Origin of the sequence: Diaphorobacter sp. (assembly GCF_050251835.1) — a bacterium.
Lineage (GTDB): Bacteria > Pseudomonadota > Gammaproteobacteria > Burkholderiales > Burkholderiaceae_C > JBFXIE01.
On sequence record NZ_JBFWLZ010000001.1, the window covers coordinates 80,798 to 105,367 of the forward strand.

General features: G+C 65.7%; 27 protein-coding genes. 25 read left to right on the forward strand and 2 right to left on the reverse strand.

The annotated features are described in order from the left end of the window. Positions 1 to 13: 13 nt before the first annotated feature. From AB7E35_RS00385 to AB7E35_RS00405, 5 genes are all read left to right on the forward strand, one after another. The gene (locus AB7E35_RS00385) at positions 14 to 2,170 is read left to right on the forward strand and encodes a cytochrome c biogenesis protein ResB (RefSeq protein ID WP_428166880.1); all 2,157 of its coding nucleotides are present in this window, start codon (positions 14 to 16) and stop codon (positions 2,168 to 2,170) included. Continuing rightward, entirely contained in the window at positions 2,170 to 3,516 is a 1,347-nt protein-coding gene (ccsB, locus tag AB7E35_RS00390) for a c-type cytochrome biogenesis protein CcsB (RefSeq protein WP_428161886.1), read from the forward strand. The genes AB7E35_RS00385 and ccsB overlap by 1 nt, the downstream gene beginning before the upstream one ends. Before the next feature lie 217 nt (positions 3,517 to 3,733). After that, complete coding sequence (locus AB7E35_RS00395; protein ID WP_428161885.1) at positions 3,734 to 4,534, forward strand: amino acid ABC transporter substrate-binding protein; 801 nt, start codon at positions 3,734 to 3,736, stop codon at positions 4,532 to 4,534. 175 nt (positions 4,535 to 4,709) lie between these two features. Next, positions 4,710 to 5,363, forward strand: a complete 654-nt coding sequence (locus AB7E35_RS00400) for an amino acid ABC transporter permease (protein ID WP_428161884.1) — start codon at positions 4,710 to 4,712, stop codon at positions 5,361 to 5,363. Then, a complete protein-coding gene (locus AB7E35_RS00405; protein WP_428161883.1) occupies positions 5,344 to 6,123 on the forward strand; it encodes an amino acid ABC transporter ATP-binding protein in 780 nt (259 codons plus the stop codon). The genes AB7E35_RS00400 and AB7E35_RS00405 overlap by 20 nt, the downstream gene beginning before the upstream one ends. Positions 6,124 to 6,179: 56 nt before the next feature. On the opposite strand, the gene speE is transcribed toward AB7E35_RS00405, so the two are convergent. Together speE and speD are read right to left on the reverse strand one after the other, a co-directional pair. Next, complete coding sequence (gene speE, locus AB7E35_RS00410; protein WP_428161882.1) at positions 6,180 to 7,142, reverse strand: polyamine aminopropyltransferase; 963 nt, start codon at positions 7,140 to 7,142, stop codon at positions 6,180 to 6,182. Next, positions 7,142 to 7,552: an adenosylmethionine decarboxylase gene (gene speD, locus AB7E35_RS00415; RefSeq protein WP_428161881.1), complete on the reverse strand. Its 411-nt coding sequence runs from the start codon at positions 7,550 to 7,552 to the stop codon at positions 7,142 to 7,144. Before speD ends, speE begins: the two co-directional genes overlap by 1 nt. A gap of 327 nt (positions 7,553 to 7,879) precedes the next feature. On the opposite strand from speD, the gene AB7E35_RS00420 reads away from it, so the two are divergent. From AB7E35_RS00420 to AB7E35_RS00515, 20 genes are all read left to right on the forward strand, one after another. Beyond that, complete coding sequence (locus AB7E35_RS00420) at positions 7,880 to 8,740, forward strand: ABC transporter ATP-binding protein (RefSeq protein ID WP_428161975.1); 861 nt, start codon at positions 7,880 to 7,882, stop codon at positions 8,738 to 8,740. Beyond that, positions 8,737 to 9,519 (forward strand): lipid asymmetry maintenance ABC transporter permease subunit MlaE, encoded by a 783-nt coding sequence (gene mlaE / locus AB7E35_RS00425; RefSeq protein WP_428161880.1) that lies wholly within the window; start codon positions 8,737 to 8,739, stop codon positions 9,517 to 9,519. Before AB7E35_RS00420 ends, mlaE begins: the two co-directional genes overlap by 4 nt. Before the next feature lie 34 nt (positions 9,520 to 9,553). Then, the gene (gene mlaD / locus AB7E35_RS00430) at positions 9,554 to 10,042 is read left to right on the forward strand and encodes an outer membrane lipid asymmetry maintenance protein MlaD (RefSeq protein WP_428161879.1); all 489 of its coding nucleotides are present in this window, start codon (positions 9,554 to 9,556) and stop codon (positions 10,040 to 10,042) included. After that, positions 10,039 to 10,800 (forward strand): MlaA family lipoprotein, encoded by a 762-nt coding sequence (locus tag AB7E35_RS00435; RefSeq protein WP_428166881.1) that lies wholly within the window; start codon positions 10,039 to 10,041, stop codon positions 10,798 to 10,800. The genes mlaD and AB7E35_RS00435 overlap by 4 nt, the downstream gene beginning before the upstream one ends. A gap of 195 nt (positions 10,801 to 10,995) precedes the next feature. Next, positions 10,996 to 11,655 carry an MlaC/ttg2D family ABC transporter substrate-binding protein gene (locus AB7E35_RS00440; protein WP_428166882.1) on the forward strand — a complete coding sequence of 220 codons (660 nt, stop codon included), beginning with the start codon at positions 10,996 to 10,998 and terminating at the stop codon, positions 11,653 to 11,655. A gap of 17 nt (positions 11,656 to 11,672) precedes the next feature. After that, positions 11,673 to 11,945, forward strand: a complete 273-nt coding sequence (locus AB7E35_RS00445) for an STAS domain-containing protein (protein WP_428161876.1) — start codon at positions 11,673 to 11,675, stop codon at positions 11,943 to 11,945. Between the two features lie 97 nt (positions 11,946 to 12,042). Beyond that, a complete protein-coding gene (locus tag AB7E35_RS00450; RefSeq protein ID WP_428161875.1) occupies positions 12,043 to 12,960 on the forward strand; it encodes an ABC transporter ATP-binding protein in 918 nt (305 codons plus the stop codon). After that, positions 12,957 to 13,712 carry an ABC transporter permease gene (locus AB7E35_RS00455; RefSeq protein WP_428161874.1) on the forward strand — a complete coding sequence of 252 codons (756 nt, stop codon included), beginning with the start codon at positions 12,957 to 12,959 and terminating at the stop codon, positions 13,710 to 13,712. Before AB7E35_RS00450 ends, AB7E35_RS00455 begins: the two co-directional genes overlap by 4 nt. A 1-nt stretch (position 13,713) precedes the next feature. Continuing rightward, the gene (locus AB7E35_RS00460; RefSeq protein ID WP_428161873.1) at positions 13,714 to 13,962 is read left to right on the forward strand and encodes a BolA family protein; all 249 of its coding nucleotides are present in this window, start codon (positions 13,714 to 13,716) and stop codon (positions 13,960 to 13,962) included. A gap of 127 nt (positions 13,963 to 14,089) precedes the next feature. Then, positions 14,090 to 15,412: a UDP-N-acetylglucosamine 1-carboxyvinyltransferase gene (gene murA / locus AB7E35_RS00465; RefSeq protein WP_428166883.1), complete on the forward strand. Its 1,323-nt coding sequence runs from the start codon at positions 14,090 to 14,092 to the stop codon at positions 15,410 to 15,412. 166 nt (positions 15,413 to 15,578) lie between these two features. Beyond that, positions 15,579 to 16,226 carry an ATP phosphoribosyltransferase gene (hisG, locus tag AB7E35_RS00470; protein ID WP_428161871.1) on the forward strand — a complete coding sequence of 216 codons (648 nt, stop codon included), beginning with the start codon at positions 15,579 to 15,581 and terminating at the stop codon, positions 16,224 to 16,226. An 11-nt stretch (positions 16,227 to 16,237) separates the two neighbouring features. Continuing rightward, a complete protein-coding gene (hisD, locus tag AB7E35_RS00475) occupies positions 16,238 to 17,554 on the forward strand; it encodes a histidinol dehydrogenase (protein WP_428161870.1) in 1,317 nt (438 codons plus the stop codon). 121 nt (positions 17,555 to 17,675) lie between these two features. Next, positions 17,676 to 19,580, forward strand: coding sequence for a GmrSD restriction endonuclease domain-containing protein (locus AB7E35_RS00480; protein WP_428161869.1), 1,905 nt, complete (start codon positions 17,676 to 17,678; stop codon positions 19,578 to 19,580). Between the two features lie 52 nt (positions 19,581 to 19,632). Then, positions 19,633 to 19,878 (forward strand): CopG family transcriptional regulator, encoded by a 246-nt coding sequence (locus AB7E35_RS00485; protein WP_428161868.1) that lies wholly within the window; start codon positions 19,633 to 19,635, stop codon positions 19,876 to 19,878. Further along, positions 19,862 to 20,293, forward strand: coding sequence for a PIN domain-containing protein (locus AB7E35_RS00490; protein ID WP_428161867.1), 432 nt, complete (start codon positions 19,862 to 19,864; stop codon positions 20,291 to 20,293). The genes AB7E35_RS00485 and AB7E35_RS00490 overlap by 17 nt, the downstream gene beginning before the upstream one ends. After that, positions 20,290 to 21,396, forward strand: a complete 1,107-nt coding sequence (locus AB7E35_RS00495) for a pyridoxal phosphate-dependent aminotransferase (RefSeq protein WP_428161866.1) — start codon at positions 20,290 to 20,292, stop codon at positions 21,394 to 21,396. The genes AB7E35_RS00490 and AB7E35_RS00495 overlap by 4 nt, the downstream gene beginning before the upstream one ends. Continuing rightward, positions 21,393 to 22,025 carry an imidazoleglycerol-phosphate dehydratase HisB gene (gene hisB / locus AB7E35_RS00500; protein ID WP_428161865.1) on the forward strand — a complete coding sequence of 211 codons (633 nt, stop codon included), beginning with the start codon at positions 21,393 to 21,395 and terminating at the stop codon, positions 22,023 to 22,025. Before AB7E35_RS00495 ends, hisB begins: the two co-directional genes overlap by 4 nt. Positions 22,026 to 22,074: 49 nt before the next feature. Further along, entirely contained in the window at positions 22,075 to 22,743 is a 669-nt protein-coding gene (gene hisH, locus AB7E35_RS00505) for an imidazole glycerol phosphate synthase subunit HisH (RefSeq protein WP_428166884.1), read from the forward strand. 59 nt (positions 22,744 to 22,802) lie between these two features. Next, a complete protein-coding gene (gene hisA, locus AB7E35_RS00510) occupies positions 22,803 to 23,546 on the forward strand; it encodes a 1-(5-phosphoribosyl)-5-[(5-phosphoribosylamino)methylideneamino]imidazole-4-carboxamide isomerase (RefSeq protein WP_428161863.1) in 744 nt (247 codons plus the stop codon). Next, entirely contained in the window at positions 23,539 to 24,411 is an 873-nt protein-coding gene (locus tag AB7E35_RS00515; RefSeq protein WP_428161862.1) for a D-hexose-6-phosphate mutarotase, read from the forward strand. Before hisA ends, AB7E35_RS00515 begins: the two co-directional genes overlap by 8 nt. The last annotated feature ends 159 nt before the right edge of the window (positions 24,412 to 24,570 follow it).

Below are 24,570 nucleotides of genomic sequence, written 5' to 3' on the forward strand. Positions count from 1 at the left end.
CCGCTACGTCTTCATGCCTGACACTTCTACCGCCCACGGCCCCGCGCCGCGCACACTTGCCCTGCGGCCGCTGACCGAGCTGCTGGCGTCCATGCGCTTCGCCATCGCGCTGCTGACGGTGATCTGCATTGCCTCAGTCATCGGCACGGTGCTCAAGCAGCATGAGCCGGCGGTCAATTACGTCAACCAGTTCGGGCCGTTCTGGGCCGAGCTGTTCCTGGCGCTCAAGCTCAACGCCGTGTACAGCGCCTGGTGGTTTGTGCTGATCCTGGCCTTCCTGGTGCTCAGCACCTCGCTGTGCATCACCCGGCATGCCCCCAAGTACCTGGCCGATTTGCGCACCTACAAGGAAAACATCCGCGAAAAAAGCCTGCAGGCCTTTCACCACAAGGCCAGCGCCACGTTGACCGGCGAGCCGCCACAGGCGGCAGCGCAGCGCATCGGCCAGCTGCTGGTGTCGGGTGGCTGGAAGGTGCGGCTGCAGCAGCGCCAGACGGCCGCGGGCGACGGCTGGATGGTGGCGGCCAAGGCCGGCGCGGCCAACAAGCTGGGCTACATCGCCGCGCACAGCGCCATCGTGCTGGTGTGCCTGGGGGGGCTGCTGGATGGCGACCTGATGGTGCGTGCGCAAACCTGGTTTGGCGGCAAGACGCCCTACGCCGGCGGCGGGCTGATTGCCGACGTCAAGCCCGAGCACCGCCTCTCAGAGCGCAACCCCACCTACCGCGGCAACCTGGTGGTAGCCGAGGGCACGCAGTCGAGCACCGCCATCCTGAGCCAGTCCGACGGCGTGCTGCTGCAAGAACTGCCCTTCGCCGTGGAGCTCAAGAAGTTCATCGTCGAGCATTACTCCACCGGCATGCCCAAGCTGTTCGCCAGCGAAATCGTGATCCACGACCGCGCCACCGGCCAGGCCACGCCGGCGCGGGTGGAGGTGAACCATCCGGTGAGCTATAAGGGCGTGGAGATCTACCAGTCCAGTTTTGACGACGGCGGCTCGAAGGTCGTGCTGCGCGCGCGCCCCATGGTGCCGGGCACCCAGCCCTTCGATGTGCAGGGCGTGATCGGCGGCTCCACCCAGCTGACCAACATGGGCTCGGGCGAGGGCGCCACGCTGGAGTTCACAGGACTGCGGGTGCTCAACGTCGAAAACTTCAGCGGCACCGGTGCCAGCGGCTCGGGCGCGGACGTGCGCAAGGTGGATTTGCGCGAGTCGATCGAGTCGCGCCTGGGCGCGGGCAACAAGACCGTCACCAAGCGCGAGCTGCGCAACGTCGGCCCCAGCATCACCTACAAGCTGCGTGATGCAGCAGGCCAGGCGCGCGAGTTTCACAACTTCATGCTGCCGGTGGACACAGGCGACGGCCAGCCCGTGTACCTGCTGGGGGTGCGCGACACACCGGCCGAGCCTTTCCGCTATCTGCGCGTGCCGGTGGACAGCGAAGGCGGCATGGACGGCTTTTTGCGCATGCGGCTGGCGCTGGCCGACCCCGCGTTGCGCGCGCAGGCGGTGCGCCGCTACGCCGCCACAGCGGTAGATGCATCGCGCCCCGAGCTGGCCGAGCAGCTGGCGCTATCCGCCGAGCGCGCCCTGGCGCTGTTTGCCGGAGCGCTGGACGACGCCGGCACTCCATCGGACACGCGCCCACGCAGCGGCCTGCAGGCGATCTCGGACTTCATCGAGGGCAACGTGCCCGAGCCCGAGCGCGCCCGCGCGGCGGACGTGCTGGTGCGCATCCTCAACGGCGCGCTGTTCGAGCTGGCGCAGCTCACGCGTGAGCGCGCGGGCCTGGCGCCGCTGCCGCAAGATGCCGCCACGCAGGCCTTCATGACGCAGGCAGTGCTCAGTCTGAGCGACGCGCAGGCCTACCCCGCACCCCTGGCCTTCGAGCTGCGCGACTTCACGCAGGTGCAGGCCAGCGTGTTCCAGGTCGCAAGAGCACCCGGCAAGGGCGTGGTTTATCTGGGCTGCGCCTTGCTGATCGTCGGCATCTTCGCCATGCTTTACGTGCGCGAACGCCGCCTGTGGGTCTGGCTGGCCCCTGGCGACAGCGGCACGCAGGCGACGATGGCTTTGTCCACCAACCGCAAGACGCTGGATGCAGACCGCGAGTTTGTGCAGCTGGGCAGCAAACTGATCGGAACAACACCCCCCCACGGAGGTACATGATGAACACGGCCACGACCAACGCCACGACCACGCTGACGCTCAACGAGGGCTACTTTGCGCGCCGCAACTGGTTTGACTGGCTGTTCGCGCTGCTGGTGGCGGCCGGCGGCGTGTTTGCGCTGCAGCGCTACGCGCCGTACATGGATGTGTATGAAAAGGCCATCTTGCTGGGCTCCATCCCCTGCGCCATCTGGCTGGGCTGGTTCTGGCGGCCGCTGCGCGTGCTGATGCTGGCGGTGGCGGGCTTGTCGCTGCTGGCCATCGCGCTGTACCAGGTGGACGGCGCGGGCAGCCTGGCGCGGGCCGATACGGTGTTTGGCCTCAAATATTTCCTGTCGAGCCAGTCGGCCATCCTGTGGATGAGCATGCTGTTCTTCATGAGCACCGCGTTTTACTGGGTCGGCACGTTATCGCGCGGCCAGGGCCAGGCGCTGATGCGCATCGGCTCGCACATTGCGTGGGTGGCGGTGGCGCTGGCGCTCATCGGGACCATGGTGCGCTGGTACGAGAGCTACCTGATCGGCCCGGACGTGGGCCACATCCCGGTGAGCAACCTCTACGAGGTGTTCATCATGTTCTGCTGGATGACGGCGCTGTTCTACCTGTACTACGAAGAGCAATACCAGACCCGTGCGCTGGGCGGTTTTGTGATGCTGGTGGTGAGCGCGGCGGTGGGCTTTTTGCTGTGGTACACGGTGGTGCGCGAGGCGCACGAGATCCAGCCGCTGGTGCCCGCCCTGAAAAGCTGGTGGATGAAGCTGCACGTGCCCGCCAACTTCATCGGCTACGGCACCTTTGCGCTGGCGGCCATGGTGGCTTTTGCCTACCTGATCAAGCAGCAGGCTACCGAGACGCGCTGGTATAAGTTGGCGCCGCTGTGGCTGCTGGGCGTGGTGCTGTGCTTTGAGCCCATCGTGTTCCGCCAGGGCGGCACCGAGGGTGGCAGCAGTTACTGGATGGTCTATTTCGGCATCTCCGCGCTGATCGTGGCGGGCATCTTGCTGGCGCGCAGGCGCATTGCCGAGCGCCTGCCGTCCTTTGAAATCCTGGACGACGTGATGTACAAGTCCATCGCCGTGGGCTTTGCGTTCTTCACCATCGCCACCGTGCTGGGCGCGCTGTGGGCCGCCGAGGCCTGGGGTGGCTACTGGAGCTGGGATCCCAAGGAAACCTGGGCGCTGATCGTCTGGCTCAACTACGCCGCCTGGCTGCACATGCGCCTGATGAAAGGGTTGCGCGGCACCCTGTCCGCCTGGTGGGCGCTGGTGGGGCTGGCCGTCACCACCTTCGCCTTTCTGGGGGTGAACATGTTCCTGAGCGGGTTGCACAGCTACGGAACACTATAAAAATAATAGCTGCCAGCGCTTGTATTAAAAGGGCTGGCGGCCATTTTGGCTATTATCTGCAGGCAATGCCCCGGCGCTGCGCGGCAGGCGTATGCGCTGATTCGGTGGGCTCCATTGGTGGGACAATCGCCCGCTCGCCCGGCCATGGGACTGCCGCAGCGCTGCTGCGGTGTGTCCCGGGCCGTTCACCGTTCTTTTTTTCGAGAGTCGTTACACCATGAAGAAGATTGCCGCTGTTGCCCTGTTTGCCCTGGGCGCCGTGCTGGCGGGTTGCTCCAAGCAAGAGCCTGCTGCCCCTGCCGCCGCGCCTGCGCCTGCCCCTGCGGCAGTCACCCAGATCGTCATTGGCCTGGACGACAACTTCCCGCCCATGGGTTTTCGCGATGAAAAAAACGAGCTCGTCGGCTTTGACATCGACATGGCCCGCGAGGCCGCCAAGCGCCTGGGTCTTGAGGTGCAGTTCAAGCCCATCGACTGGAGCGCCAAAGAGGCCGAGCTGTCCGGCAAGCGCGTGGATGCGCTGTGGAACGGCCTGACCATCACCGAAGAGCGCAAGCAGAACATTCTGTTCACCGCGCCCTACATGGAAAACCACCAGATCATCGTGGTGCCCGCCGGCTCGGCCATCAAGACCAAGGCCGACCTGGCCGGCAAGGTGGTCGGCGCCCAGGAAGGCTCCAGCGCGGTCGATGCCATCAAGAAAGAAGACGCCGTCTTCAAGTCGCTCAAAGAGCTCAAGACCTTTGGTGACAACGTGACCGCCCTGATGGACTTGAGCACCGGCCGCCTGGAAGCCGTGGTGGTCGATGAAGTGGTGGGCCGCTATTACGTGGCCAAGAAGCCCGATGCCTACGCCGTGCTGGACGACAACTTCGGCACGGAGGAATACGGCGTGGGCCTGCGCAAGGACGACACCGAGTTGCACGGCAAGCTGGACAAGGCCCTGGCCGACATGAAGCAGGATGGCAGCGCCGCCAAGATTGCCGAGCAGTGGTTCGGCAAGAACATCATCAAATAAAGTACAACCCCCTGAGGCGCTGCGCGCCTTCCCCCTTCTCTCGCAACGCAGCGCGTTGCGGGAAGGGGGACGCAGCCAGCGCGGCGGGGCGGCCCTTGCGCGGCTGCCCTGGGATGGGGCAGCGCCAGTTGCAACGGTTGTGGGCTGGGCAAAACACTGAACTGGCACGACCTCCATGGACTACGTTTATTCCCTTCTGGGCCCGCTGGCGCAGGGCGCCGCCGTCACCCTGAAGCTGTTTGTCATCACGCTGGTGCTGGCCGTGCCCCTGGGCCTGGCGCTGGCCCTGGCGCGGCTGTCGCGCTTTGCGCCGCTGTCGGGCTTCGTCAACGGCTACATCTGGCTCATGCGCGGCACGCCGCTCATGCTGCAGATGCTGTTCATCTACTTTGCGCTGCCCTTCGTGCCGGTGATCGGCGTGCGCTTGCCGGATTTTCCTGCCGCCGTGGCAGCGTTTGCGCTGAACTACGCCGCCTACTTTGCCGAGATTTTTCGCGCCGGCATCCAGTCGGTGGACCGCGGCCAGTACGAGGCCGCCAAGGTGCTGGGCATGAGCTACGGCCAGACCATGCGCCGCATCGTGCTGCCGCAGATGGTGCGCAGCATCCTGCCGCCCATGAGCAACGAGACCATCACGCTGGTCAAGGACACGTCCCTCATCTACGTGCTGGCGCTCAACGATCTGCTGCGCGCCGCGCGCGGCATCGTGCAGCGCGACTTCACCACCACGCCCTTCATCGTGGCGGCGGCCTTCTACCTGGCCATGACGTTGCTGCTCACCTGGGGCTTCCAGCGCCTGGAAAAACGCTATGCCAAATTTGATCAGTGACATCCCCATGATCGATGCACGCGACGTGCGCAAGCGCTTTGGCCGCCACGAGGTGCTGCGCGGCGTGTCGCTGCAGATGCGCAAAGGCGAGGTGGTGGCAGTGATCGGCCCGTCGGGCTCGGGCAAGAGCACCTTTTTGCGCTGCCTGAACCACCTGGAGACCATCGACAGCGGCCACATCGCCATCGAGGGCGAAACGCTGGCCACCACCGACGCCCAGGGCCGCTGCGCCTACGTGCCCGACGCCCAGCTGCGCCGCATCTGCGCCAAGACCGGTATGGTGTTCCAGCACTTCAACCTGTTTCCGCACCTGACAGTGCTGCAAAACCTGATCGAGGCGCCCATGGTGGTGCAGGGCCTGGCGCGCGATGCCGCCATCGCCCGCGCCGAGACGTTGCTGGCCAAGGTCGGCCTGTCGCAAAAGCGAGACAACTACCCCTCGCGCCTGTCTGGCGGTCAAAAGCAGCGCGTGGCGATTGCACGCGCGCTGTGCATGCAGCCGGACATCATGCTGTTCGACGAACCCACATCGGCGCTGGATCCCGAACTGACCGGCGAAGTGCTGCGCACCATGCGCGAATTGGCCGACGAGCGCATGACCATGCTGGTGGTCACGCATGAGATGGGTTTTGCGCGCGAGGTGGCGAACACCGTGGCCTTCATGGATCAGGGCGAGTTGATCGCTGCGCGGCCTGCGGCCGATTTTTTTGCCGATCCGGGGCACGAGCGGGCACGGGCGTTCCTGCAGCACATGCTTTGACCGATCAACCCCAATTTAATTGGAATCTGACCCCCATTTATCTTTTTCCCCGGGGGTCAACCGGCCGCAGACACCATCACCTCTGGCAACTGCGCCGGATCGCGCACCTCGTCCAGCACATCCCCGCTGTGCAGCGCCAGTGCAGGTCGTGCCAGTAGATCGCGCATAAAGTTCGGCTGCGCCAGCAGCGCGTGGTGCATGGCGCCGTTGTACAGCTGCAGGCCGGTCAAGCCCCGTGCGGCGATGCGCGTGTCCACCTCGGTGGCTGTCAGCAGGGCAGGGTCGGTGGTGTCGGAGGCCATGCCCATGCACCACAGCGTGCCGTACAGCGGCACGTACTGCAGATAGGGACGGAAGATGGGGAACACCGCGCGCACCGATGCGGCGATGCGGCCCAGGCTGTGCGGCAGGTGCACGGGCGAGCCCAGGTGCAGCGACAGCACGCCGCCGGGGTGGAGCGCGCGGCGGCAGGCGGCGTAGAACTCCACGGTGTACAGCTCCACCGCCGGGCCGAAGGGATCGGTCAGGTCCAGGATGATCTGGTCGAAGCGCTCCCCGGTCTGGCCGATGAAGGCGCGCGCGTCGCCCAGGCGCAGCTCCAGCCGGGGGTCGTCAAACGCGCCGTGGTGAATGGCACCGAGCCATTCGCGGGCCATGGCGATGACCTCACTGTCCAGTTCGGCCAGCACCACGCGCTCCATGCCCGGCAGTTTGAGCAGTTCTTCGGCCGCGCCGCCGTCGCCGCCGCCCACCACCAGCGCGCTGCGCACATCCGGGTGGGTGATGGCGGGCAGGTGCACCATGGGCTCGTGGTAGAAAAATTCATCGCGCTCGCTGGTCATGAAGCAGCCGTCGATGCGCATCACGCGGCCGAACTGCGGGTTCTCGAACACCTCAATGGCCTGCCAGGCCGACTGGCGCCGCGCTAGCAGGCGCGTGTCGCGCAGGTAAAAACCGAAGTCGGCATTCAGGCGCTCGGCCACGTAGCGCGTGGCCTGCGTGGGGGGGGCGCCGCGCATCAGGCGCGATCCACGCGGTGCAGGTGGGGGTCGGCCGGGTTGAAGGCGGCCAGCAGGGCGTCAAAGAGTTTTTGCGCTTTGGGCCGGTTGTTTTCGGTGTAATTGCACACGTACACGTCCAGCGTCACGTAACCCGCCTCGGGCCAGGTGTGGATGGACAGGTGCGATTCGGCCAGCACCACCACGCCGGTCACGCCGCCGCCTTCGCCAAAGCTGTGAAACAGAGCGCCCACGGTGCTCAGGCCGGCCGCGGCCACCCGATCCTTGCAAAACGATTCCAGATACGCGGCGTCCAGCATCAGTCGGCTGTCACATAGACAGCCATACAGGTCGCCTATCAGGTGCAGGCCGGTGGCCTGACGCTGAGGGGTGTGGGCCTGAATGGGGACGACGGGCTGGAGATTTTTCATGGGTCTGAAGCCTTTTCTGGTTGTGCGGGTGGGGGCCACGCCGGCGCCATGGCCGGCACTCTGCACCGGCGCCAACGCACAACAAAAGCAAAGGGAAATGCCGCTGGCCATTGCCGCGCCCTCGTTCCGTCGCGCGCCGTGGCGCCCGTGCAACGCTGACTGCAATCCGCCCGGCAGGGCCGAGCGTGACTTCTCTCAGAACTGTCAACTATAGCCAGACGTCATATGCAAACCGAAGGTTTTCATGTCTGACGCAGTGGGGCACTCGGCTTTCCCCCTATGATTCCCAGCTTTCAGCCGGTCATCGGCGGCCCCCTGCCATTCAACATGTCATCCAACCCGCCATCTGCTGCTGGTGCCCTTGTGGAGCTGCGCAACGTCACCTTCGGGTATGGCGAGCGCACGGTCTTGCGCGACCTGTCGCTGTCGATTCCGCGCGGCAAGGTCACGGCGCTGATGGGAGCGTCGGGCGGCGGCAAGACCACGGTGCTGCGCCTCATTGGCGGCCAGCAACGCGCCCAGCAGGGCGAGGTGCTGCTTGGCGGGCAGGACGTGGGCCGCATGGATGCCGCGCAGCTGTATGCGGCGCGCCGGCGCATGGGCATGCTGTTTCAGTTTGGCGCGCTGTTCACCGACATGAGCGTGCTGGACAACGTGGCCTTTCCGCTGCGCGAGCACACCGACCTGCCCGAGGATTTGATCCGCGACATTGTGCTCATGAAACTGCACGCGGTGGGCTTGCGCGGCGCGCGCGACCTGATGCCCAGCCAGATTTCGGGTGGCATGGCGCGGCGCGTGGCGCTGGCGCGCGCCATTGCGCTGGACCCGGAGTTGGTCATGTACGACGAGCCCTTTGCCGGCCTGGACCCGATCTCGCTGGGTACGGCGGCGCAGCTGATTCGCCAGCTCAATGACACCATGGGGCTGACCACCATCATCGTCTCGCACGATCTGGAAGAAACCTTCCGCCTGGCGGATCACGTCATCATCCTGGGCCCGGGCACGGTGGCGGCGCAGGGCACGCCTGAAGAAGTGCGCGCCAGCGCCGATCCGCTGGTGCACCAGTTTGTGCATGCGCTGCCCACGGGGCCGGTGCCGTTTCACTACCCTGGGCCCAGCGTGGCCGATGACTTTGGCCCGCTGCGCTCGACAGCAGCCCAGGTCAGCCAGGGCGGAGGGGCGCGATGAGTTGGTGGCGACCGTCGCATGTGGGTTACGCTGTGCGCCGCAAGCTGGTGCACGTGGGCATGGGCGCGCGCCTGTTTGCGCGCCTGCTGGGGCTGGTCGGGGACATGCTGCGCCGCCCGGCGCTGGTGCGCGACCAGGTGCATTTTTTGGGCAACTATTCACTGTCCATCATCGCCGTGTCGGGCTTGTTCGTGGGTTTTGTGCTGGCGCTGCAGGGCTACAACGTGCTGCAGCTGTACGGCTCGTCCAATTCGCTGGGCCTGGTGGTCACGCTGAGCCTGGTGCGCGAGCTGGGGCCGGTGATCACGGCGCTGCTGTTCGCCGGCCGCGCGGGCACGTCGCTGACGGCCGAAATCGGCCTGATGCGCGCGGGCGAGCAGCTGTCGGCCATGGAGATGATGGCGGTGGACCCGGTGCGCCGCATCTTGGCGCCGCGCTTTTGGGGCGGCGTGATCGCCATGCCGGTGCTGGCGCTGGTCTTCAACGCGGTAGGCGTGATCGGCGGCTGGCTGGTAGGCGTGGTGATGATTGGCGTGGACGGCGGGGCCTTCTGGGGCCAGATGCAAAGCGGCGTCGATGTCTGGAAGGACGTGGGCAATGGCATCGTCAAGAGTCTGGTGTTCGGCGTGGCCGTCACCTTCGTTGCGGTGCTTCAGGGCTTCGTGGCCAAGCCCACGCCGGAGGGCGTGTCGCGTGCCACTACCCGCACGGTGGTAATGGCGTCTCTCACCGTGCTGGCGCTGGACTTTGTCCTGACGGCGCTGATGTTCAGTATTTGAGGGGCTGCGCCTGCGGTCTCTGGAGAGTTTCAACATGCAGCATTCCAAAAACGATATCTGGGTCGGTCTGTTCGTCTTGCTGGGCGGGGCGGCGCTGGTCTTTCTGGCCTTGCAGTCGGCCAACCTGCTGCAGCTCAACTTTCGCACGGGCTACACAGTCACGGCCCGGTTTGACAACATCGGTGGCCTCAAGCCCAAGGCGGCGGTGCGCAGCGCTGGCGTCGTGGTGGGGCGCGTGCAGGCCATTGACTTTGACGACACCACCTACCAGGCGCGCGTCACGCTGGAGCTGGAAAAGCAATTTGCTTTCCCCAAAGACAGCTCCCTCAAGATTTTGACCAGCGGTCTTCTGGGCGACCAGTACATCGGCATCGAGCCCGGCGCCGACGAAACCAATCTGGCCGAAGGTGACATGGTGACTGCCACACAATCTGCCGTGGTTCTGGAAAACCTCATTGGCCAGTTTTTGTATGGCAAGGCCGAAGAGGGTGCTTCGTCCAACGCCGGAGGGCCTAAGAAATGACAAGTCCAACCAGTATCAGGGGCATCGTTGCCCGAAGCGTGCGCTGCGCGGCGCTGCTGCTTGGCGCGGCGCTTGCGGGCGGCTGCGCCTCCGGCCCCCAGTCCCATCCCGCAGACCCCTTCGAGCCGTTCAACCGCGGCATGTACCAGTTCAACGACAGCCTGGACAAGGCCGTTCTCAAGCCCGTGGCCACGGCCTACCGCGACGCCACGCCGCAGCCCGTGCGCACGGGCGTGGGCAACTTTTTTGCCAACCTGGGCGATGCCTGGTCGTTTGTCAACAACCTGTTGCAGTGGCGTGGCCTGGAGGCTTACGAAAGCCTGGTGCGCTTCAGCACCAACACCGTCTTCGGTCTGGGCGGCGTGCTGGACATTGCCAGCGAGGCCGGCATAGAGCGTCACAAACAGGACTTCGGCCTCACGCTGGGGCGCTGGGGCGTGCCCACGGGGCCCTACCTGGTGCTGCCTTTTCTGGGCTCTTCCACGGTGCGCGACACGGCCGCACTGCCGGTGGACTTTTACCTGGGCGACGGAGTGGACCGGATAGGTGACATCCCGCTGCGCAACTCGCTGCTGGGCCTGCGGCTGGTGGACACGCGCGCCTCCTTGCTGGGCGCGGGCTCGGTGCTGGATGCTGCGGCGCTGGACCCTTACAGCTTCACCCGCGATGTGTACCTGCAAGTGCGCCGCGGCGCAGGAGGCGGTCAGGCCGACGAAGGCGACGACCAGGAGGGCGGCAAACTGCCCGAGGACTATTGACGATGCGTGCCGCGCTTGCCGGGGCGCCCCGCCCGGGTGACTGCCGTTACCGCAAGCCCGGTTGCCGCTGCTTGCAACCCCACACGAAGGCGATGCACGGGCGGCGCACAGCGGCGCCACAATTTAGCCATTGCCATCACTGAACCCATGCCCAATCGCGCGGCGAGCGCCGCGCCCATGCCAGAGGAACACACCATGATGAACCGCCGTAACCTGATCCAGACTGCTGCCTGTGCTGCGGCTACCGCCTGGATGGGCCTGCCGCAGACCGCGCTGGCGGCCGACGAGGCGCCCGACGCGCTCGTCAAGCGCCTGTCGGTGGACGTGCTGGAGACGCTGCGCGCGGACAAATCCATCAAGGCGGGCGACATGAACAAGATCGTGGCGCTGGTGGACAAGACCATCCTGCCGCACGTCAACTTTCGCCGCATGACTGCCGCTGCCGTCGGCCCGGCCTGGCGCCGCGCCACGCCCGAACAGCAGCAGCGCCTGCAAGACGAATTCAAGATTTTGCTGGTGCGCACCTACTCGGGTGCGCTGAGCCAGGTGACGGACCAGACCATCTCCGTCAAGCCCCTGCGCGCCGCGCCCGAGGACAAGGATGTGCTGGTGCGCACCGAGATCCACGGCCGTGGCGACCCGATCCAATTGGACTATCGCCTGGAGAAAACGCCTGGCGAGGGCGCGGGCTGGCGGATTTACAACCTGAACGTCCTGGGCGTGTGGCTGGTGGAAACCTACCGCACGCAGTTTGCCCAGCAAATCAACGCCAAGGGCGTGGACGGCCTGATCGAGGCTCTGGTAGAGCGCAACAAGGCCAATGCCGCTGCCGCCAATGTCACCAGCGCCCGGTAACGGCCCAGGAAGTCCGCATGCTGGTTCTGCCCGCTGAACTGACCCACCGCCAGGCCGGCGCCACCCTGCGCATGCTGGTGCAGGCCCTGAAGGCGCAGGGCGAGTCGCTGGTCGTGGTGGACGCCGGGGCGCTGGCCAACTTTGATTCGTCGGCCCTGGCCGTGCTGCTGGAGTGCCGGCGCGTGGCCGTCTTTGAAGGCCGGGGTTTCATGGTCAAGGCCCTGCCGCCGGCCCTGGCCAGCCTGGCTGGACTGTATGGCGTGCAGGAGTTGTTGCCCTCGACCCCTTGAGCGCCGGGCGTTTGCGCCCGGGCCCATCACGGATCGACCGGCCTGATACCCCCGCAGACGCCGCAATGGCTGCTGCGTCTTAGAATGCCCGGCTCACATGAACGCCATATCCTTTCAATCCGTCTCCAAGACATTCGCCACGCCCCGTGGGCCGTTTCAGGCGCTGGACAATGTCAGTCTTGACATCGAAGAGGGCGAGTTTTTCGGCCTTCTGGGGCCCAACGGGGCCGGCAAAACCACCTTGATCAGCATTCTGGCGGGCCTGGCGCGCGCCACGCAGGGCCGTGTCTCGGTGCTGGGGCACGACGTGCAGGCCGACTTTGCCAAGGCCCGCCAGTGCCTGGGCGTGGTGCCGCAGGAGCTGGTGTTCGACCCGTTCTTCAATGTGCGCGAGACGCTGCGCCTGCAGTCGGGCTACTTTGGCGTGAAGAACAACGACGCCTGGATCGACGAGCTGCTCGAAAACCTGGGCCTGGCCGACAAGGCCAGCGCCAACATGCGCCAGCTGTCCGGCGGCATGAAGCGCCGCGTGCTGGTAGCGCAGGCGCTGGTGCACAAGCCGCCCATCATCGTGCTGGACGAGCCCACGGCCGGGGTGGATGTGGAGCTGCGCCAGACGCTGTGGCAGTTCGTCGCGCGCCTCAACAAGCAGGGTCACACCGTGCTGCTGACCACCCACTACCTGGAAGAGGCCGAGGCGCTGTGCACGCGCCTGGCCATGCTCAAGCGCGGGCGCGTGGTGGCGCTGGCGCGCACGTCCGAGCTGCTGCAGGCCGCATCCACCAATGTGCTGCGCTTCAAGACCGACGACCCGCTGCCCGCGCAGCTTGCGCCGCTGGCGCGCGTGACGGGCCGCGTGGCACAGCTGCCCGCGCAGGACGCGCAGGAGGTCGAGCGCCACCTGGCCACGCTGCGCGCCGCGGGCGTGCGCGTGGAAGACATCGAGATCCGCAAGGCCGACCTGGAAGACGTGTTCCTGGGCGTCATGGCGGCAGAGCAAGAGGAGCGCGCATGACCGGCTGGCAGACCCTGTTCTACAAAGAGGTGCTGCGTTTTTGGAAGGTGAGCTTCCAGACCGTGGCGGCACCCGTGCTCACGGCCGTGCTGTACCTGCTGATCTTCGGCCATGTGCTGGAAGACCATGTGAAGGTCTATGACCGCATCAGCTACACCGCGTTTCTGGTGCCCGGCCTGGTGATGATGAGCGTGCTGCAAAACGCCTTTGCCAACAGCTCGTCCAGCCTGATCCAGAGCAAGATCATGGGCAGCCTGGTGTTTGTGCTGCTCACGCCGCTGTCGCACCGCGCGTGGTTTGCGGCCTATGTGGGCTCGTCCATGGTGCGCGGGCTGGTGGTGGGGCTGGGCGTGTTCATCGTCACCCTGGCCTTTGCCACGCCGCAGTTCGCGGCGCCGCTGTGGATCGTGGTGTTTGCGCTGCTGGGCGCCGCGCTGCTGGCCACGCTGGGGCTGATTGCCGGGCTGTGGGCCGACAAGTTCGACCAGATGGCGGCCTTTCAGAACTTCATCATCGTGCCGATGACCTTTTTGTCGGGCGTGTTCTACTCGATCCAGTCGCTGCCCCCCTTCTGGCAGGGCGCCAGCCACCTGAACCCGTTCTTCTACATGATCGACGGCTTCCGCTACGGCTTTTTTGGCGTGAGCGATGTCTCGCCCTGGGTCAGCCTGGGCGTGGTGGGCCTGGCCTGGGGACTGGTCAGCCTGTTTGCGTTGCACCTGCTGCGCACCGGCTACAAAATCAGGAACTGACATGACTGCAGACCAACTCAAGCACATCATCAGCGCAGGCCTGGCCTGCGACCACATCACGCTGGAGGGCGACGGTCGCCACTGGTATGCCACCATCGTGTCGCCCGAGTTCGAGGGCAAGCGCGCCATCCAGCGCCACCAGCGCGTGTACGCCACGCTGGGCAGCAAGATGCACACCGACGAGGTGCACGCCCTGTCCATGAAAACCTTCACCCCTGCCGAATGGGTGCAGGCCCAGGGCGCGGCCTGACGCGTTCCGGTATCGGGGGCGCACCGGCAGGCGCGCAGTCGCAAACTATTCATTTCATAGCTGCCACCGCTTGATAGATAAGCGCTAGAGCCACATTTGGCACCTGAAGGCAGCAACCGTTTTTGCCATGGACAAACTTTTGATTCGCGGCGGCCGTCCCCTGGTGGGCGAAGTGCCGATCTCCGGCGCCAAAAACGCCGCACTGCCCGAGCTGTGCGCCGCGCTGCTCACCGCCGAGCCGGTCATCCTGCGCAACGTGCCGCGCCTGCAGGACGTGGCCACCATGCTGCGGCTGATCCGCAACATGGGCGTGCAGGTGGACCGCATTGCCGACCCCGACTGCACCGTGACCGACGCGGTGGGCGCGGTGTACCTGGACGCCAGCAGCCTGACCACCCCCGAGGCACCCTACGACCTGGTCAAGACCATGCGTGCGTCGGTGCTGGCGCTGGGGCCGCTGCTGGCGCGCTTTGGCGAAGCCACGGTGTCGCTGCCCGGCGGGTGTGCGATTGGCTCGCGTCCGGTGGACCAGCACATCAAGGGCCTGCAGGCCATGGGCGCCGACATCGTGGTGGAGCACGGCTACATGCTGGCCAAGCTGCCGCCGGGGCGCACGCGCCTGCGAGGCGCGCGCATCACCACCGACATGGTCACGGTGACGGGTACCGAAAACCTGCTCATGGCCGCCACCCTGGCCGAGGGCGAGACCGTGCTGGAAAACGCCGCCCAAGAGCCCGAGGTGACCGACCTGGCCGAAATGCTCATCAAGATGGGCGCGCGCATCGAGGGCCACGGCACCAGTCGCATCCGCATCCAGGGCGTCGATCGCCTGCATGGCTGCGAGCATGCCGTGGTGGCCGACCGCATCGAAGCCGGCACCTTTTTGTGTGCCGTGGCGGCCACGGGCGGCGATGCGCTTTTGCGCCACGGCCGCGCCGACCACCTGGACGCGGTGATCGACAAGCTGCGCGACGCCGGCGTGCAGGTGCAGGCTGAAGCAGGCGGCATTCGCGTGCGCAGTGCCGGCGCTGCCCAGTTGAAGGCGCAAAGCTTTCGCACCACCGAATACCCGGGCTTTCCCACCGACATGCAGGCGCAGTTCATGGCGCTGAACGTGGTGGCCCAGGGCGCCGCCACCGTGACCGAGACGATCTTTGAAAACCGTTTCATGCACGTCAACGAACTGCTGCGCCTGGGCGCGAAAATCCAGACCACCGACGGCCGGGTGGCGGTGATCGAGGGGCTGGCCAGCGCATCGCCTGCGCCCGCGCGGCTGTCGGGCGCCACCGTCATGGCCACCGACCTGCGCGCGTCGGCCAGCCTGGTGATTGCCGGCCTGGTGGCCGACGGCGAAACGCTGGTGGATCGCATCTACCACCTGGACCGCGGCTACGACTGCATGGAAGCCAAACTGCGCGGCCTGGGCGCCGACATCGAAAGATTGAAATGAAAGACCATCCCCCTGAGCGGCTGCGCCGCTTCCCCCTTCTCTCACGCTGCGCGTGGGAAGGGGGACGCCGCCCGTGCGGCGGGGCGGCCCTTGCACGGCGGCCCGCGCCTGCCGGGTGCCAGTCGCGTGGGTCGCAGGTCTGGCCTTGAACAGCGGAGCAAATGAAATGGCAATGATTACTTTGGCCCTGTCCAAGGGCCGCATCTTTGACGAAACCCTGCCCCTGCTGGCCGCCGCCGGCATCGAAGTACTGGAAGACCCCGAGAAATCGCGCAAGCTCATCTTGCCCACCAACCGCCCCGAGGTGCGCGTGGTGCTGGTGCGCGCCACCGACGTGCCCACCTACGTGCAATACGGCGGCGCCGACATCGGCGTGGCCGGCAAGGACTCGCTCATCGAGCATGGCGGCCAGGGGCTGTTCAGGCCGCTGGATCTGCAGATCGCCAAATGCCGCGTCAGCGTGGCCGTGCGCGCAGATTTTGATTACGCCCAGGCGGTGCGCCAGGGCGGGCGCCTGAAGGTGGCCACCAAATACACCGCCATCGCGCGCGAGTTCTTTGCCGCCAAGGGCGTGCATGTGGACATGATCAAGCTGTACGGCAGCATGGAGCTGGCGCCCCTCACCGGGCTGGCCGATGCCATCGTGGATCTGGTGTCCACCGGCAACACCTTGCGGGCCAATCACCTGGTCGAGGTGGAGCGCATCATGGACATCAGCTCGCACCTGGTGGTCAACCAGGCCGCGCTCAAGCTCAAGCAGGCGCCGCTGCGCCGCATCATCGATGCGTTTGCATCGGCCGTGCCGCAGAACTGATAAGGCTTACTATGCAATTCGTAGCTGCTCCCGTCCGTCTGTCAACGGCTGCAACCACTTTTGAGGCTGAATTTGCCGCCCGCCTGCACTGGTCGGCCGACACCGATGCGGCCATCGAGCAGCGCGTGGCCGACATCCTGGATGATGTGCGAAAGCAGGGCGACGCCGCCGTGCTGGACTACACCGCCCGCTTTGACGGCCTGCAGGCGCCTGCGCTGACCGCGCTGGAGCTGACGCAGGCCGAACTGAAGGCGGCCTTTGACGCCATCCCCGAAGCCCAGCGCAGCGCCCTGCAAGCGGCTGCCGCCCGTGTGCGCAGTTACCACGAGGCGCAAAAGAAGGCCTGTGGCGAGAGCTGGAGCTACCGCGACGAAGACGGCAGCCTGCTGGGCCAAAAAGTCACGCCGCTGGACCGCGTGGGCATCTACGTGCCCGGCGGCAAGGCCGCCTACCCCAGCAGCGTTCTGATGAACGCCATTCCCGCGCATGTGGCCGGGGTGGGCGAGATCATCATGGTGGTGCCCACGCCGCGGGGTGAGAAAAACCCGTTGGTGCTGGCCGCCGCTTACGTGGCGGGTGTGACGCGCGCCTTTACCATCGGTGGCGCGCAGGCCGTCGCGGCGCTGGCCTATGGCACGCAGACGGTGCCCAAGGTGGACAAAATCACCGGCCCCGGCAACGCCTACGTGGCCAGCGCCAAAAAGCACGTGTTTGGCGCCGTGGGCATCGACATGATTGCCGGCCCCTCTGAAATTCTGGTGATCGCCGACGGCAGCACGCCGCCCGACTGGGTGGCCATGGACCTGTTCAGCCAGGCCGAGCACGACGAGCTGGCGCAGTCCATTCTTTTGTGCCCTGACGCCGCCTACATCGACGCCGTGCAGCGCGAGATCGACCGCCTGCTGCCCACCATGCCGCGTGCCGACATCATTGCCAAAAGCCTTACGGGCCGGGGCGCGCTGATCCACACGCGCAGCATGCAAGAGGCCTGCGCCATCAGCAACCGCATCGCGCCCGAGCACCTGGAGGTCTCCAGCCAGGAGCCGCACCGCTGGGAGCCGCTGCTCAAGCACGCCGGCGCCATCTTCCTGGGCGCCTACACCAGCGAGTCGCTGGGCGACTATTGCGCCGGCCCCAACCACGTGCTGCCCACCAGCGGCACGGCGCGCTTTTCCAGCCCGCTGGGCGTGTACGACTTTCAAAAGCGCAGCAGCATCATTGAAGTGAGCGCGCAAGGCGCCCAGGCCCTGGGCCGGATCGCCAGCGTGCTGGCCCATGGCGAGGGCCTGCAGGCGCATGCGCGGGCGGCGGAAATGCGGCTGAAATAAGGCGATCCAAGCGCTTGGCCCATCGACCGTCTGCCCACCCGCACAGTGGTTTTGTCGCCATTTGGCGTGGGTATCATGCTTGCCAACCACCGTTGCCTTTCATTGACCAAGAGCTTGCTGCATGGCCGTCTCCTCCTTCCAAACCAACCCGCATTACCTGCACAAATTGCTGGAGGATTGTCACAGCGGCACGCTGCAACTGCCCGACTTTCAGCGCAGTTGGGTATGGGACGAAGACCGGATCAAAAGCCTGATTGCGTCGGTGTCGCGGGCCTTTCCGGTGGGGGCGCTGATGACGCTGCACACCGGCGGCGGTGTCAACTTCAAGCCCCGGCCCGTGGAGGGTGCGCCGGAAGCTGCCCAAAAAGAGTCGCCGCGCGCTCTTTTGCTCGATGGCCAGCAGCGCATGACATCGCTCTACCAGGTGGCGCTGCGCGGCCAGGTGGTGCAGACGGTGACGCCAAAAAACAAAAAAGTGCAGCGCTGGTTTTACCTGGACATCCGCAAAGCCCTGGACCCGGCGGTGGAGCGCGATGATGCCGTGGTGGGCGTGCCGCCGGACAGAATCATCCGCACAGACTTCGGGCGCGAAGTGGTGCTGGATCTGTCGTCCCCGGAAAAAGAATACGCGGCGCTGATGTACCCGGTGGCACAGGTGTTCGATTGGGACCGCTGGCAGGACGGCTTTGATGCCCATTGGGAAGGCGAGGCAAACAAGCCGCTGCGCGAGTTGTTCCGTACCTTCAAACGCGAGGTGCTGGAAAACTTTCGCTACTACCAGGTGCCGGTCATCGCCCTGGACCAGTCCACTTCCAAAGAGGCCGTTTGCGTGGTGTTTGAAAAAGTCAACACCGGCGGCAAGCCGCTGGATGCTTTTGAGCTGGTGACTGCCATGTATGCGGCCGACGGCCACGAGTTGCGCAAAGACTGGTACGGCAGCGAATCGCACAAGGGCCGCCACGGTCGTCTGCAGGAAACCTTGCGCCCGGCGGGGGCTGATTCCGGCATCCTGGCCAACGTCAGCAACACCGACTTTTTGCACATCGTGTCGCTGTTCCATACCCGCGATCGCCGCCGCGCGGCACAGCAGGCGGGCAGGCAGGGCAAAGAGCTGCCGGCCGTCTCCGGCAACCGGCAAGCATTGTTGAACCTGCCGCTGGCGGCCTACAAGCAGTATGAAAAGCAGGCCGAGGATGGACTGGTGCGCGCTGCCAAGTTCTTGCACCTGCTACACATCTACCGCATTGCCGATTTGCCCTACCAGACCCAGATCGTGCCGCTGGCGGCCATCCTGGCTGACCTGGGTGATGCCTGGGAACATGACACCCACCGCATCCGGCTGCAGCGCTGGTATTGGAGCGGGGTGTTTGGCGAGCTCTACGGCTCTGCTGTCGAGTCGCGCAGCGCCAAAGACTTTCTGGAAGTTCCAGCCTGGCTGCGCGGTGGCCCCGAGCCTGCCACCGTGAGCGAAGTGCTGTTCCGTGCCGACCGGCTCAAGACCATGCGCATGCGCCTGTCGGCGGCCTACAAAGGCATGAACGCGCTCTTGATGAAGGAAGGCGCGCAAGACTGGCGCAGCGGGCAAAAGTTTGACCACACGGTTTTCTTTGGCGAAAACGTGGACATCCACCACATCTTTCCGCAGGACTGGTGCAAGAAAAACGGACTCAAGCCAGCGGTGTTTGATTCCATCATCAACAAAACGCCGCTGTCGTTCCGCACCAATCGCATCATTGGCGGTGTGGCGCCTTCGGAGTACCTGGCCAAATTGGTGGCTGGCGACAAGGAAACGCCGCCCCTGGCGCCTGCCCATTTGCAGGCCTACCTGCGCTCGCACCTCATCGACCCCGATCTGCTGCACCACGATGCCTTCGATGCTTTCATGGCAGACCGCCAAAAACGCCTGCTGGCACTGATCGAGAAAGCCATGGGCAAAACTGCCTACACCGGCGACGCGCAAGAGGAGGGTGTTGACGCAGAGGTGGACGCCGACGCCGTCGAGGCCGAAATGGTCATCACTGCCTGAGTCCTAAAAACACGAACTTCGTGTTGCACGAGATTCGTGTAATATCGATTGCATGAAAAACGTCACCATCACCGTGGACGACACGGCCCTGGAATGGGTTCGTATCGAGGCCGCCAAGCGCAACACCAGCGTTTCGCGGCTGGTGGGCGAGATGTTGGCCGAGAAGATGCGCCATGACGATGCCTACGAGCGGGCCTACCGCGAATGGCAGGCCGACCAGCGCACCTGGACGTCATCGGGTGCGCCTTACCCCTCACGCGACGCAATCTATGCCGGGCGACTTGACGGTTTTCGTTGACACCAACGTCCTGCTGTACGCAGACGACGGCGCCGACGATGCCAAGCGCCTGCGCGCGCGCCTGTGGCTGGACTGGCTCTGGGCCGGGCACCGCGGACGGCTGAGTACGCAGGTGCTCAACGAGTATTACGTCAATGCCGTGCGCAAGCTGGGCATGACGCAGGGCGATGCGCGTGCCAAGGTGCGGCGTTTTCAGCTGTGGCAGCCCTGGCAGATTGACCACCAGACGGTGGAAGCTGCCTGGGGCGTGGAAGCACGGTATGGGTTTTCCTTTTGGGATTCCCTGGTCGCCGCCGCAGCCCTGCAGGCGGGCTGCGCCTACCTGCTGACCGAAGACCAGCCGAACGGTCAGCGCGTGGATTCGCTCACCATCCTTGATCCCTTTGCGTCCACCCCGGACCAGTTGCCCGTATGACTTCCCCCCTGGATCGCATTCGCCCCGACGTGCGCGCCATGCACGCCTACACCGTCCAGCCGGCCGACGGCCTGCTCAAGATGGATGCCATGGAAAACCCCTTCGGTCTGCCGGCCGAACTGCAGGCCGCGCTGGGCCAGCGCCTGGGCCAGCTTGCGCTCAACCGCTACCCCGGCCCCCGCAATGACGACCTGCGCGCCGCGCTGGCGCGCCATGCCGGCATGCCCGAGGGCTGCGCGCTGATTCTGGGCAATGGCTCGGATGAGCTCATCAGCCTGATCTCGCTGGCGTGCGCGTTGCCGCCTACCGCCGACGGTCGGCGTCCGGTGGCGCTGGCGCCGGTGCCGGGTTTCGTGATGTACGCCATGAGCGCGCAGCTGCAGGGGCTGGACTTTGTGGGCGTACCGCTCACGCCAGACTTTGCGCTGGATGAATCCGCCATGCTGGCCGCCATCGCACAGCACCGCCCGTCCATCACCTACATCGCATACCCCAACAACCCCACGGCCACGCTGTGGGATGCAGCCGTGGTGCAGCGTGTGCTGGATGCCGTGGCTGCAGTGGGCGGTATTGCCGTCATCGACGAGGCCTACCAGCCCTTTGCCAGCCGCACCTGGCTCGATTGCATGCGTGCCGAGCCCGCGCGCAACAGCCATGTGCTGCTGATGCGCACGCTCAGCAAGTTTGGCCTGGCCGGGGTGCGCCTGGGCTACCTCATCGGCCCGGCCGCGCTGGTGGGCGAAGTTGACAAGGTGCGCCCGCCCTACAACGTCAGCGTGCTTAACTGCGAGGCCGCCCTGTTTGCGCTGGAGCATGCCGGCGTTTTTGCCGCCCAGGCCACGGAGCTGCGCGCCCAGCGCACGCACCTGATAGCAGCCTTGCGCGCCATGCCCGGCATCGACCGTGTCTGGGACAGCGAAGCCAACATGGTGCTGGTGCGCGTGCGCGACGCCGCGCGCGCCCATGAGGGCATGAAAACCCGCAAGGTTCTTGTAAAGAACGTTTCTACAATGCACCCCTTGCTGGCAGGCTGCCTGCGTCTGACGGTGGGCAGCAGTGCCGACAACGCCCAGATGCTGGCGGCGCTCCAGGCTTCCTTATGACATCTTCTGCACTCGTTCCATCTTCCGCCGAATCCTGCAGCGACCGCACCGCCGAGGTCAGCCGCACCACTGCCGAGACGCGCATCACCGTGCGCGTCAACCTGGACGGCACGGGCCAGGCCAGCCTGCACACGGGCATCGGCTTTTTTGACCACATGCTCGACCAGATTGCGCGCCACGGCCTGATCGACCTGCAGGTGGACTGCGACGGCGACCTGCACATTGACGGTCACCACACCGTGGAAGACGTTGGCATCACCCTGGGCCAGGCCTTCGCCCGCGCCGTGGGCGACAAAAAGGGCATTCGCCGCTATGGCCACGCCTACGTGCCGCTGGACGAGGCGCTGTCGCGCGTGGTGGTGGATTTCTCGGGCCGCCCGGGGCTGCACCTGCACATTCCGTTCACGGCGGCCAGCATCGGCGGCTTCGATACCCAGCTGACCTACGAATTTTTTCAGGGCTTCGTCAATCACGCGGGCGTGACGCTGCACATCGACAACCTGAAGGGCATCAACGCGCACCACCAGTGCGAGACGGTGTTCAAGGCCTTTGCGCGCGCGCTGCGCGCCGCGCTGGAGCGCGACCCGCGTGCCGCAGGCGTGATTCCGTCCACCAAGGGTTCTTTGTGAGTTCAAGCCAAAATGGCCTTTAACGCTTATACAGCAAGCGCAGGCAGCTATGAATAGTGAAGCAAAAACCGTCGCGGTCGTGGACTACGGCATGGGCAATCTGCGCTCCGTGTCGCAGGCGGTGCAAGTGGCGGCGCAGGGCAGCGGCTTTCAGGTGATCGTCACCGCGCAGCCCGATGCGGTGCGCGCCGCCGACCGCGTGGTGCTGCCCGGCCAGGGCGCCATGCCCGACTGCATGCGCGAGCTGCGTGAGTCCGGCCTGCTCGAATCCGTTCTGGACGCCGCAGCCAGCAAGCCGCTGTTTGGCGTGTGCGTGGGCATGCAGATGCTGCTGGACCACAGCGCCGAGGGCGACACGCCTGGCCTGGGGTTGATCCCCGGGGAAGTGCTCAAGTTTGACCTGGCCGGCCGCACCCAGCCTGACGGCAGCCGGTACAAGGTGCCCCAGATGGGCTGGAACCGCGTGCGCCAGGCGCGCCATGCAGGCAGCGCACACCCGGTGTGGGCGGGCGTGCCCGACGACAGCTATTTCTACTTTGTGCACAGCTTTTATGCGCGACCGGCCAACCCGCTGCACTGCGTGGGCGAGGCCGACTACGGCGGGCCATTTGCAGCGGCAGTCGCACGCGATAATATTTTTGCCACCCAGTTCCACCCCGAAAAAAGTGCCGAGCACGGTCTGGCGCTGTACCGCAACTTCTTGCACTGGAAGCCCTGATTCTTCAACCCGGCAGGGCCGGGCTTTTTTGCCTCTCGCCCCACTCCTAGCCTCTCAACATGCTGCTCATTCCCGCCATCGACCTCAAGGACGGCCACTGCGTACGACTCAAGCAGGGTGACATGGACCAATCGACCACCTTCGGCGAAGACCCCGCCGCCATGGCCCGCAAGTGGGCGGATGCCGGCGCGCGCCGCCTGCATCTGGTGGATCTGAATGGAGCCTTTGCCGGCCAGCCCAAGAACAAGACGGCCATCAAGGCCATCCTGGCCGAGGTGGGCGCCGACATTCCGGTGCAGTTGGGTGGCGGCATCCGCGACCTGGACACCATCGAGCGCTACATCGACGCCGGCCTGCGCTACGTCATCATCGGCACGGCGGCGGTGAAGAACCCCGGATTTCTGAAAGACGCCTGCACTGCCTTTGGTGGCCACATCATCGTCGGACTGGACGCCAAGGACGGCAAGGTGGCCACCGACGGCTGGAGCAAGCTCACCGGCCACGAGGTGGTGGACCTGGCGAAAAAGTTTGAAGACTGGGGCGTCGAGTCCATCATCTACACCGACATCGGCCGCGACGGAATGCTGTCGGGCATCAACATCGAAGCCACCGTCAAGCTGGCGCAGGCGCTCTCCATCCCCGTGATCGCATCGGGCGGCCTGTCGAACATGGCCGACATCGAGCAGCTGTGCGCGGTGGAGAGTGAAGGTGTCGAAGGCGTGATCTGCGGCCGCGCCATTTATTCGGGCGACCTGGACTTTGCCGCGGCCCAGGCGCGGGCTGACGAACTCGCCAATGTCTGACCCGGTGCCGGGTCTGGTTCAGCGCGAGACCTTTCGCGGCCAGCCCTGCATTCGATTGAGCGCCCGCAATGGCGACACGGCGCTGCTGTCGTTGCATGGCGCGCAGGTGCTGTCCTGGGTCGCCCAGGGCCGCGAGCGCCTGTACCTGAGCCCAGATGCCGTGCTGGATGGTCATGCGGCCATCCGCGGCGGCATTCCCCTGTGTTTTCCCCAGTTCAACCAGCGCGGGCCCTTGCCCAAGCATGGTTTTGCGCGCACTCTGCCCTGGCTGCACATGCCCGCGGGTGGCAGCGATGCGCTGGCCTGCGTGTGTCTTGAGCTGACCGACAACCCGGCCACGCGCGCCTGGTGGCCCGAGCGCTTTGCCGCGCATCTGGCGGTATCGCTGGGCGATGGCAGCCTGCGGGTGCAGCTGGCGGTGCGCCACACGGGCAAAGCGGACGACAGGCCCTGGAATTTCACTACCGCTTTGCACACTTATCTGCGGGTGGACGACGTCGAGCGCACGCTGCTGGACGGGCTTGACGGCTGCGCGCGCTGGGACGCCCTGACCGACGCGCGCGGCGTTCAGCAGGGCCCCGTGCGCTTTGCCGGCGAATACGACAGCGTGTTCAGCGCCCCTGCGGCGCCCCTGCATCTGCACGACGGCGCCCACCACCTGCAGATCACCCAGAGCGCCAGCCTGTGCAACACCGTGGTCTGGAACCCCGGTGCCGGGCTGTCCGCCCGGCTCGCCGACTTGCCGCCTGACGGCTACCGCTCCATGCTGTGCGTGGAAGCTGCGCAGATCGACCAGCCGGTGGCCCTGGCCCCGGGCCAGCAGTGGCAGGGCTGGCAGGAGCTGCGGGTGGGGCCGAACGGCTAGCCCGGAGCAGGCCGTGCGGTGGCGCGCGCATCTGCCGCCCGCGCTGCGTGACAATGGCCGGCTGCACACAAGCCTCGATGCGCGTTGGTTGGGGAAGATGGCTATTCCCATGCCCCGCAGTGCCGGTGTACCGTGATAAATGGCCCAGGTTTTCGCGCC

Coding starts and splice junctions, on each gene's coding strand:
- AB7E35_RS00385 (WP_428166880.1), top strand. CDS start 14: ATGCCTGACACTTCTACCGCCCACGGCCCCGCGCCGCGCACACTTGCC.
- ccsB (WP_428161886.1), top strand. CDS start 2,170: ATGAACACGGCCACGACCAACGCCACGACCACGCTGACGCTCAACGAG.
- AB7E35_RS00395 (WP_428161885.1), top strand. CDS start 3,734: ATGAAGAAGATTGCCGCTGTTGCCCTGTTTGCCCTGGGCGCCGTGCTG.
- AB7E35_RS00400 (WP_428161884.1), top strand. CDS start 4,710: ATGGACTACGTTTATTCCCTTCTGGGCCCGCTGGCGCAGGGCGCCGCC.
- AB7E35_RS00405 (WP_428161883.1), top strand. CDS start 5,344: ATGCCAAATTTGATCAGTGACATCCCCATGATCGATGCACGCGACGTG.
- speE (WP_428161882.1), bottom strand. CDS start 7,142: ATGCGCGGCGCCCCCCCCACGCAGGCCACGCGCTACGTGGCCGAGCGC.
- speD (WP_428161881.1), bottom strand. CDS start 7,552: ATGAAAAATCTCCAGCCCGTCGTCCCCATTCAGGCCCACACCCCTCAG.
- AB7E35_RS00420 (WP_428161975.1), top strand. CDS start 7,880: ATGTCATCCAACCCGCCATCTGCTGCTGGTGCCCTTGTGGAGCTGCGC.
- mlaE (WP_428161880.1), top strand. CDS start 8,737: ATGAGTTGGTGGCGACCGTCGCATGTGGGTTACGCTGTGCGCCGCAAG.
- mlaD (WP_428161879.1), top strand. CDS start 9,554: ATGCAGCATTCCAAAAACGATATCTGGGTCGGTCTGTTCGTCTTGCTG.
- AB7E35_RS00435 (WP_428166881.1), top strand. CDS start 10,039: ATGACAAGTCCAACCAGTATCAGGGGCATCGTTGCCCGAAGCGTGCGC.
- AB7E35_RS00440 (WP_428166882.1), top strand. CDS start 10,996: ATGATGAACCGCCGTAACCTGATCCAGACTGCTGCCTGTGCTGCGGCT.
- AB7E35_RS00445 (WP_428161876.1), top strand. CDS start 11,673: ATGCTGGTTCTGCCCGCTGAACTGACCCACCGCCAGGCCGGCGCCACC.
- AB7E35_RS00450 (WP_428161875.1), top strand. CDS start 12,043: ATGAACGCCATATCCTTTCAATCCGTCTCCAAGACATTCGCCACGCCC.
- AB7E35_RS00455 (WP_428161874.1), top strand. CDS start 12,957: ATGACCGGCTGGCAGACCCTGTTCTACAAAGAGGTGCTGCGTTTTTGG.
- AB7E35_RS00460 (WP_428161873.1), top strand. CDS start 13,714: ATGACTGCAGACCAACTCAAGCACATCATCAGCGCAGGCCTGGCCTGC.
- murA (WP_428166883.1), top strand. CDS start 14,090: ATGGACAAACTTTTGATTCGCGGCGGCCGTCCCCTGGTGGGCGAAGTG.
- hisG (WP_428161871.1), top strand. CDS start 15,579: ATGGCAATGATTACTTTGGCCCTGTCCAAGGGCCGCATCTTTGACGAA.
- hisD (WP_428161870.1), top strand. CDS start 16,238: ATGCAATTCGTAGCTGCTCCCGTCCGTCTGTCAACGGCTGCAACCACT.
- AB7E35_RS00480 (WP_428161869.1), top strand. CDS start 17,676: ATGGCCGTCTCCTCCTTCCAAACCAACCCGCATTACCTGCACAAATTG.
- AB7E35_RS00485 (WP_428161868.1), top strand. CDS start 19,633: ATGAAAAACGTCACCATCACCGTGGACGACACGGCCCTGGAATGGGTT.
- AB7E35_RS00495 (WP_428161866.1), top strand. CDS start 20,290: ATGACTTCCCCCCTGGATCGCATTCGCCCCGACGTGCGCGCCATGCAC.
- hisB (WP_428161865.1), top strand. CDS start 21,393: ATGACATCTTCTGCACTCGTTCCATCTTCCGCCGAATCCTGCAGCGAC.
- hisH (WP_428166884.1), top strand. CDS start 22,075: ATGAATAGTGAAGCAAAAACCGTCGCGGTCGTGGACTACGGCATGGGC.
- hisA (WP_428161863.1), top strand. CDS start 22,803: ATGCTGCTCATTCCCGCCATCGACCTCAAGGACGGCCACTGCGTACGA.
- AB7E35_RS00515 (WP_428161862.1), top strand. CDS start 23,539: ATGTCTGACCCGGTGCCGGGTCTGGTTCAGCGCGAGACCTTTCGCGGC.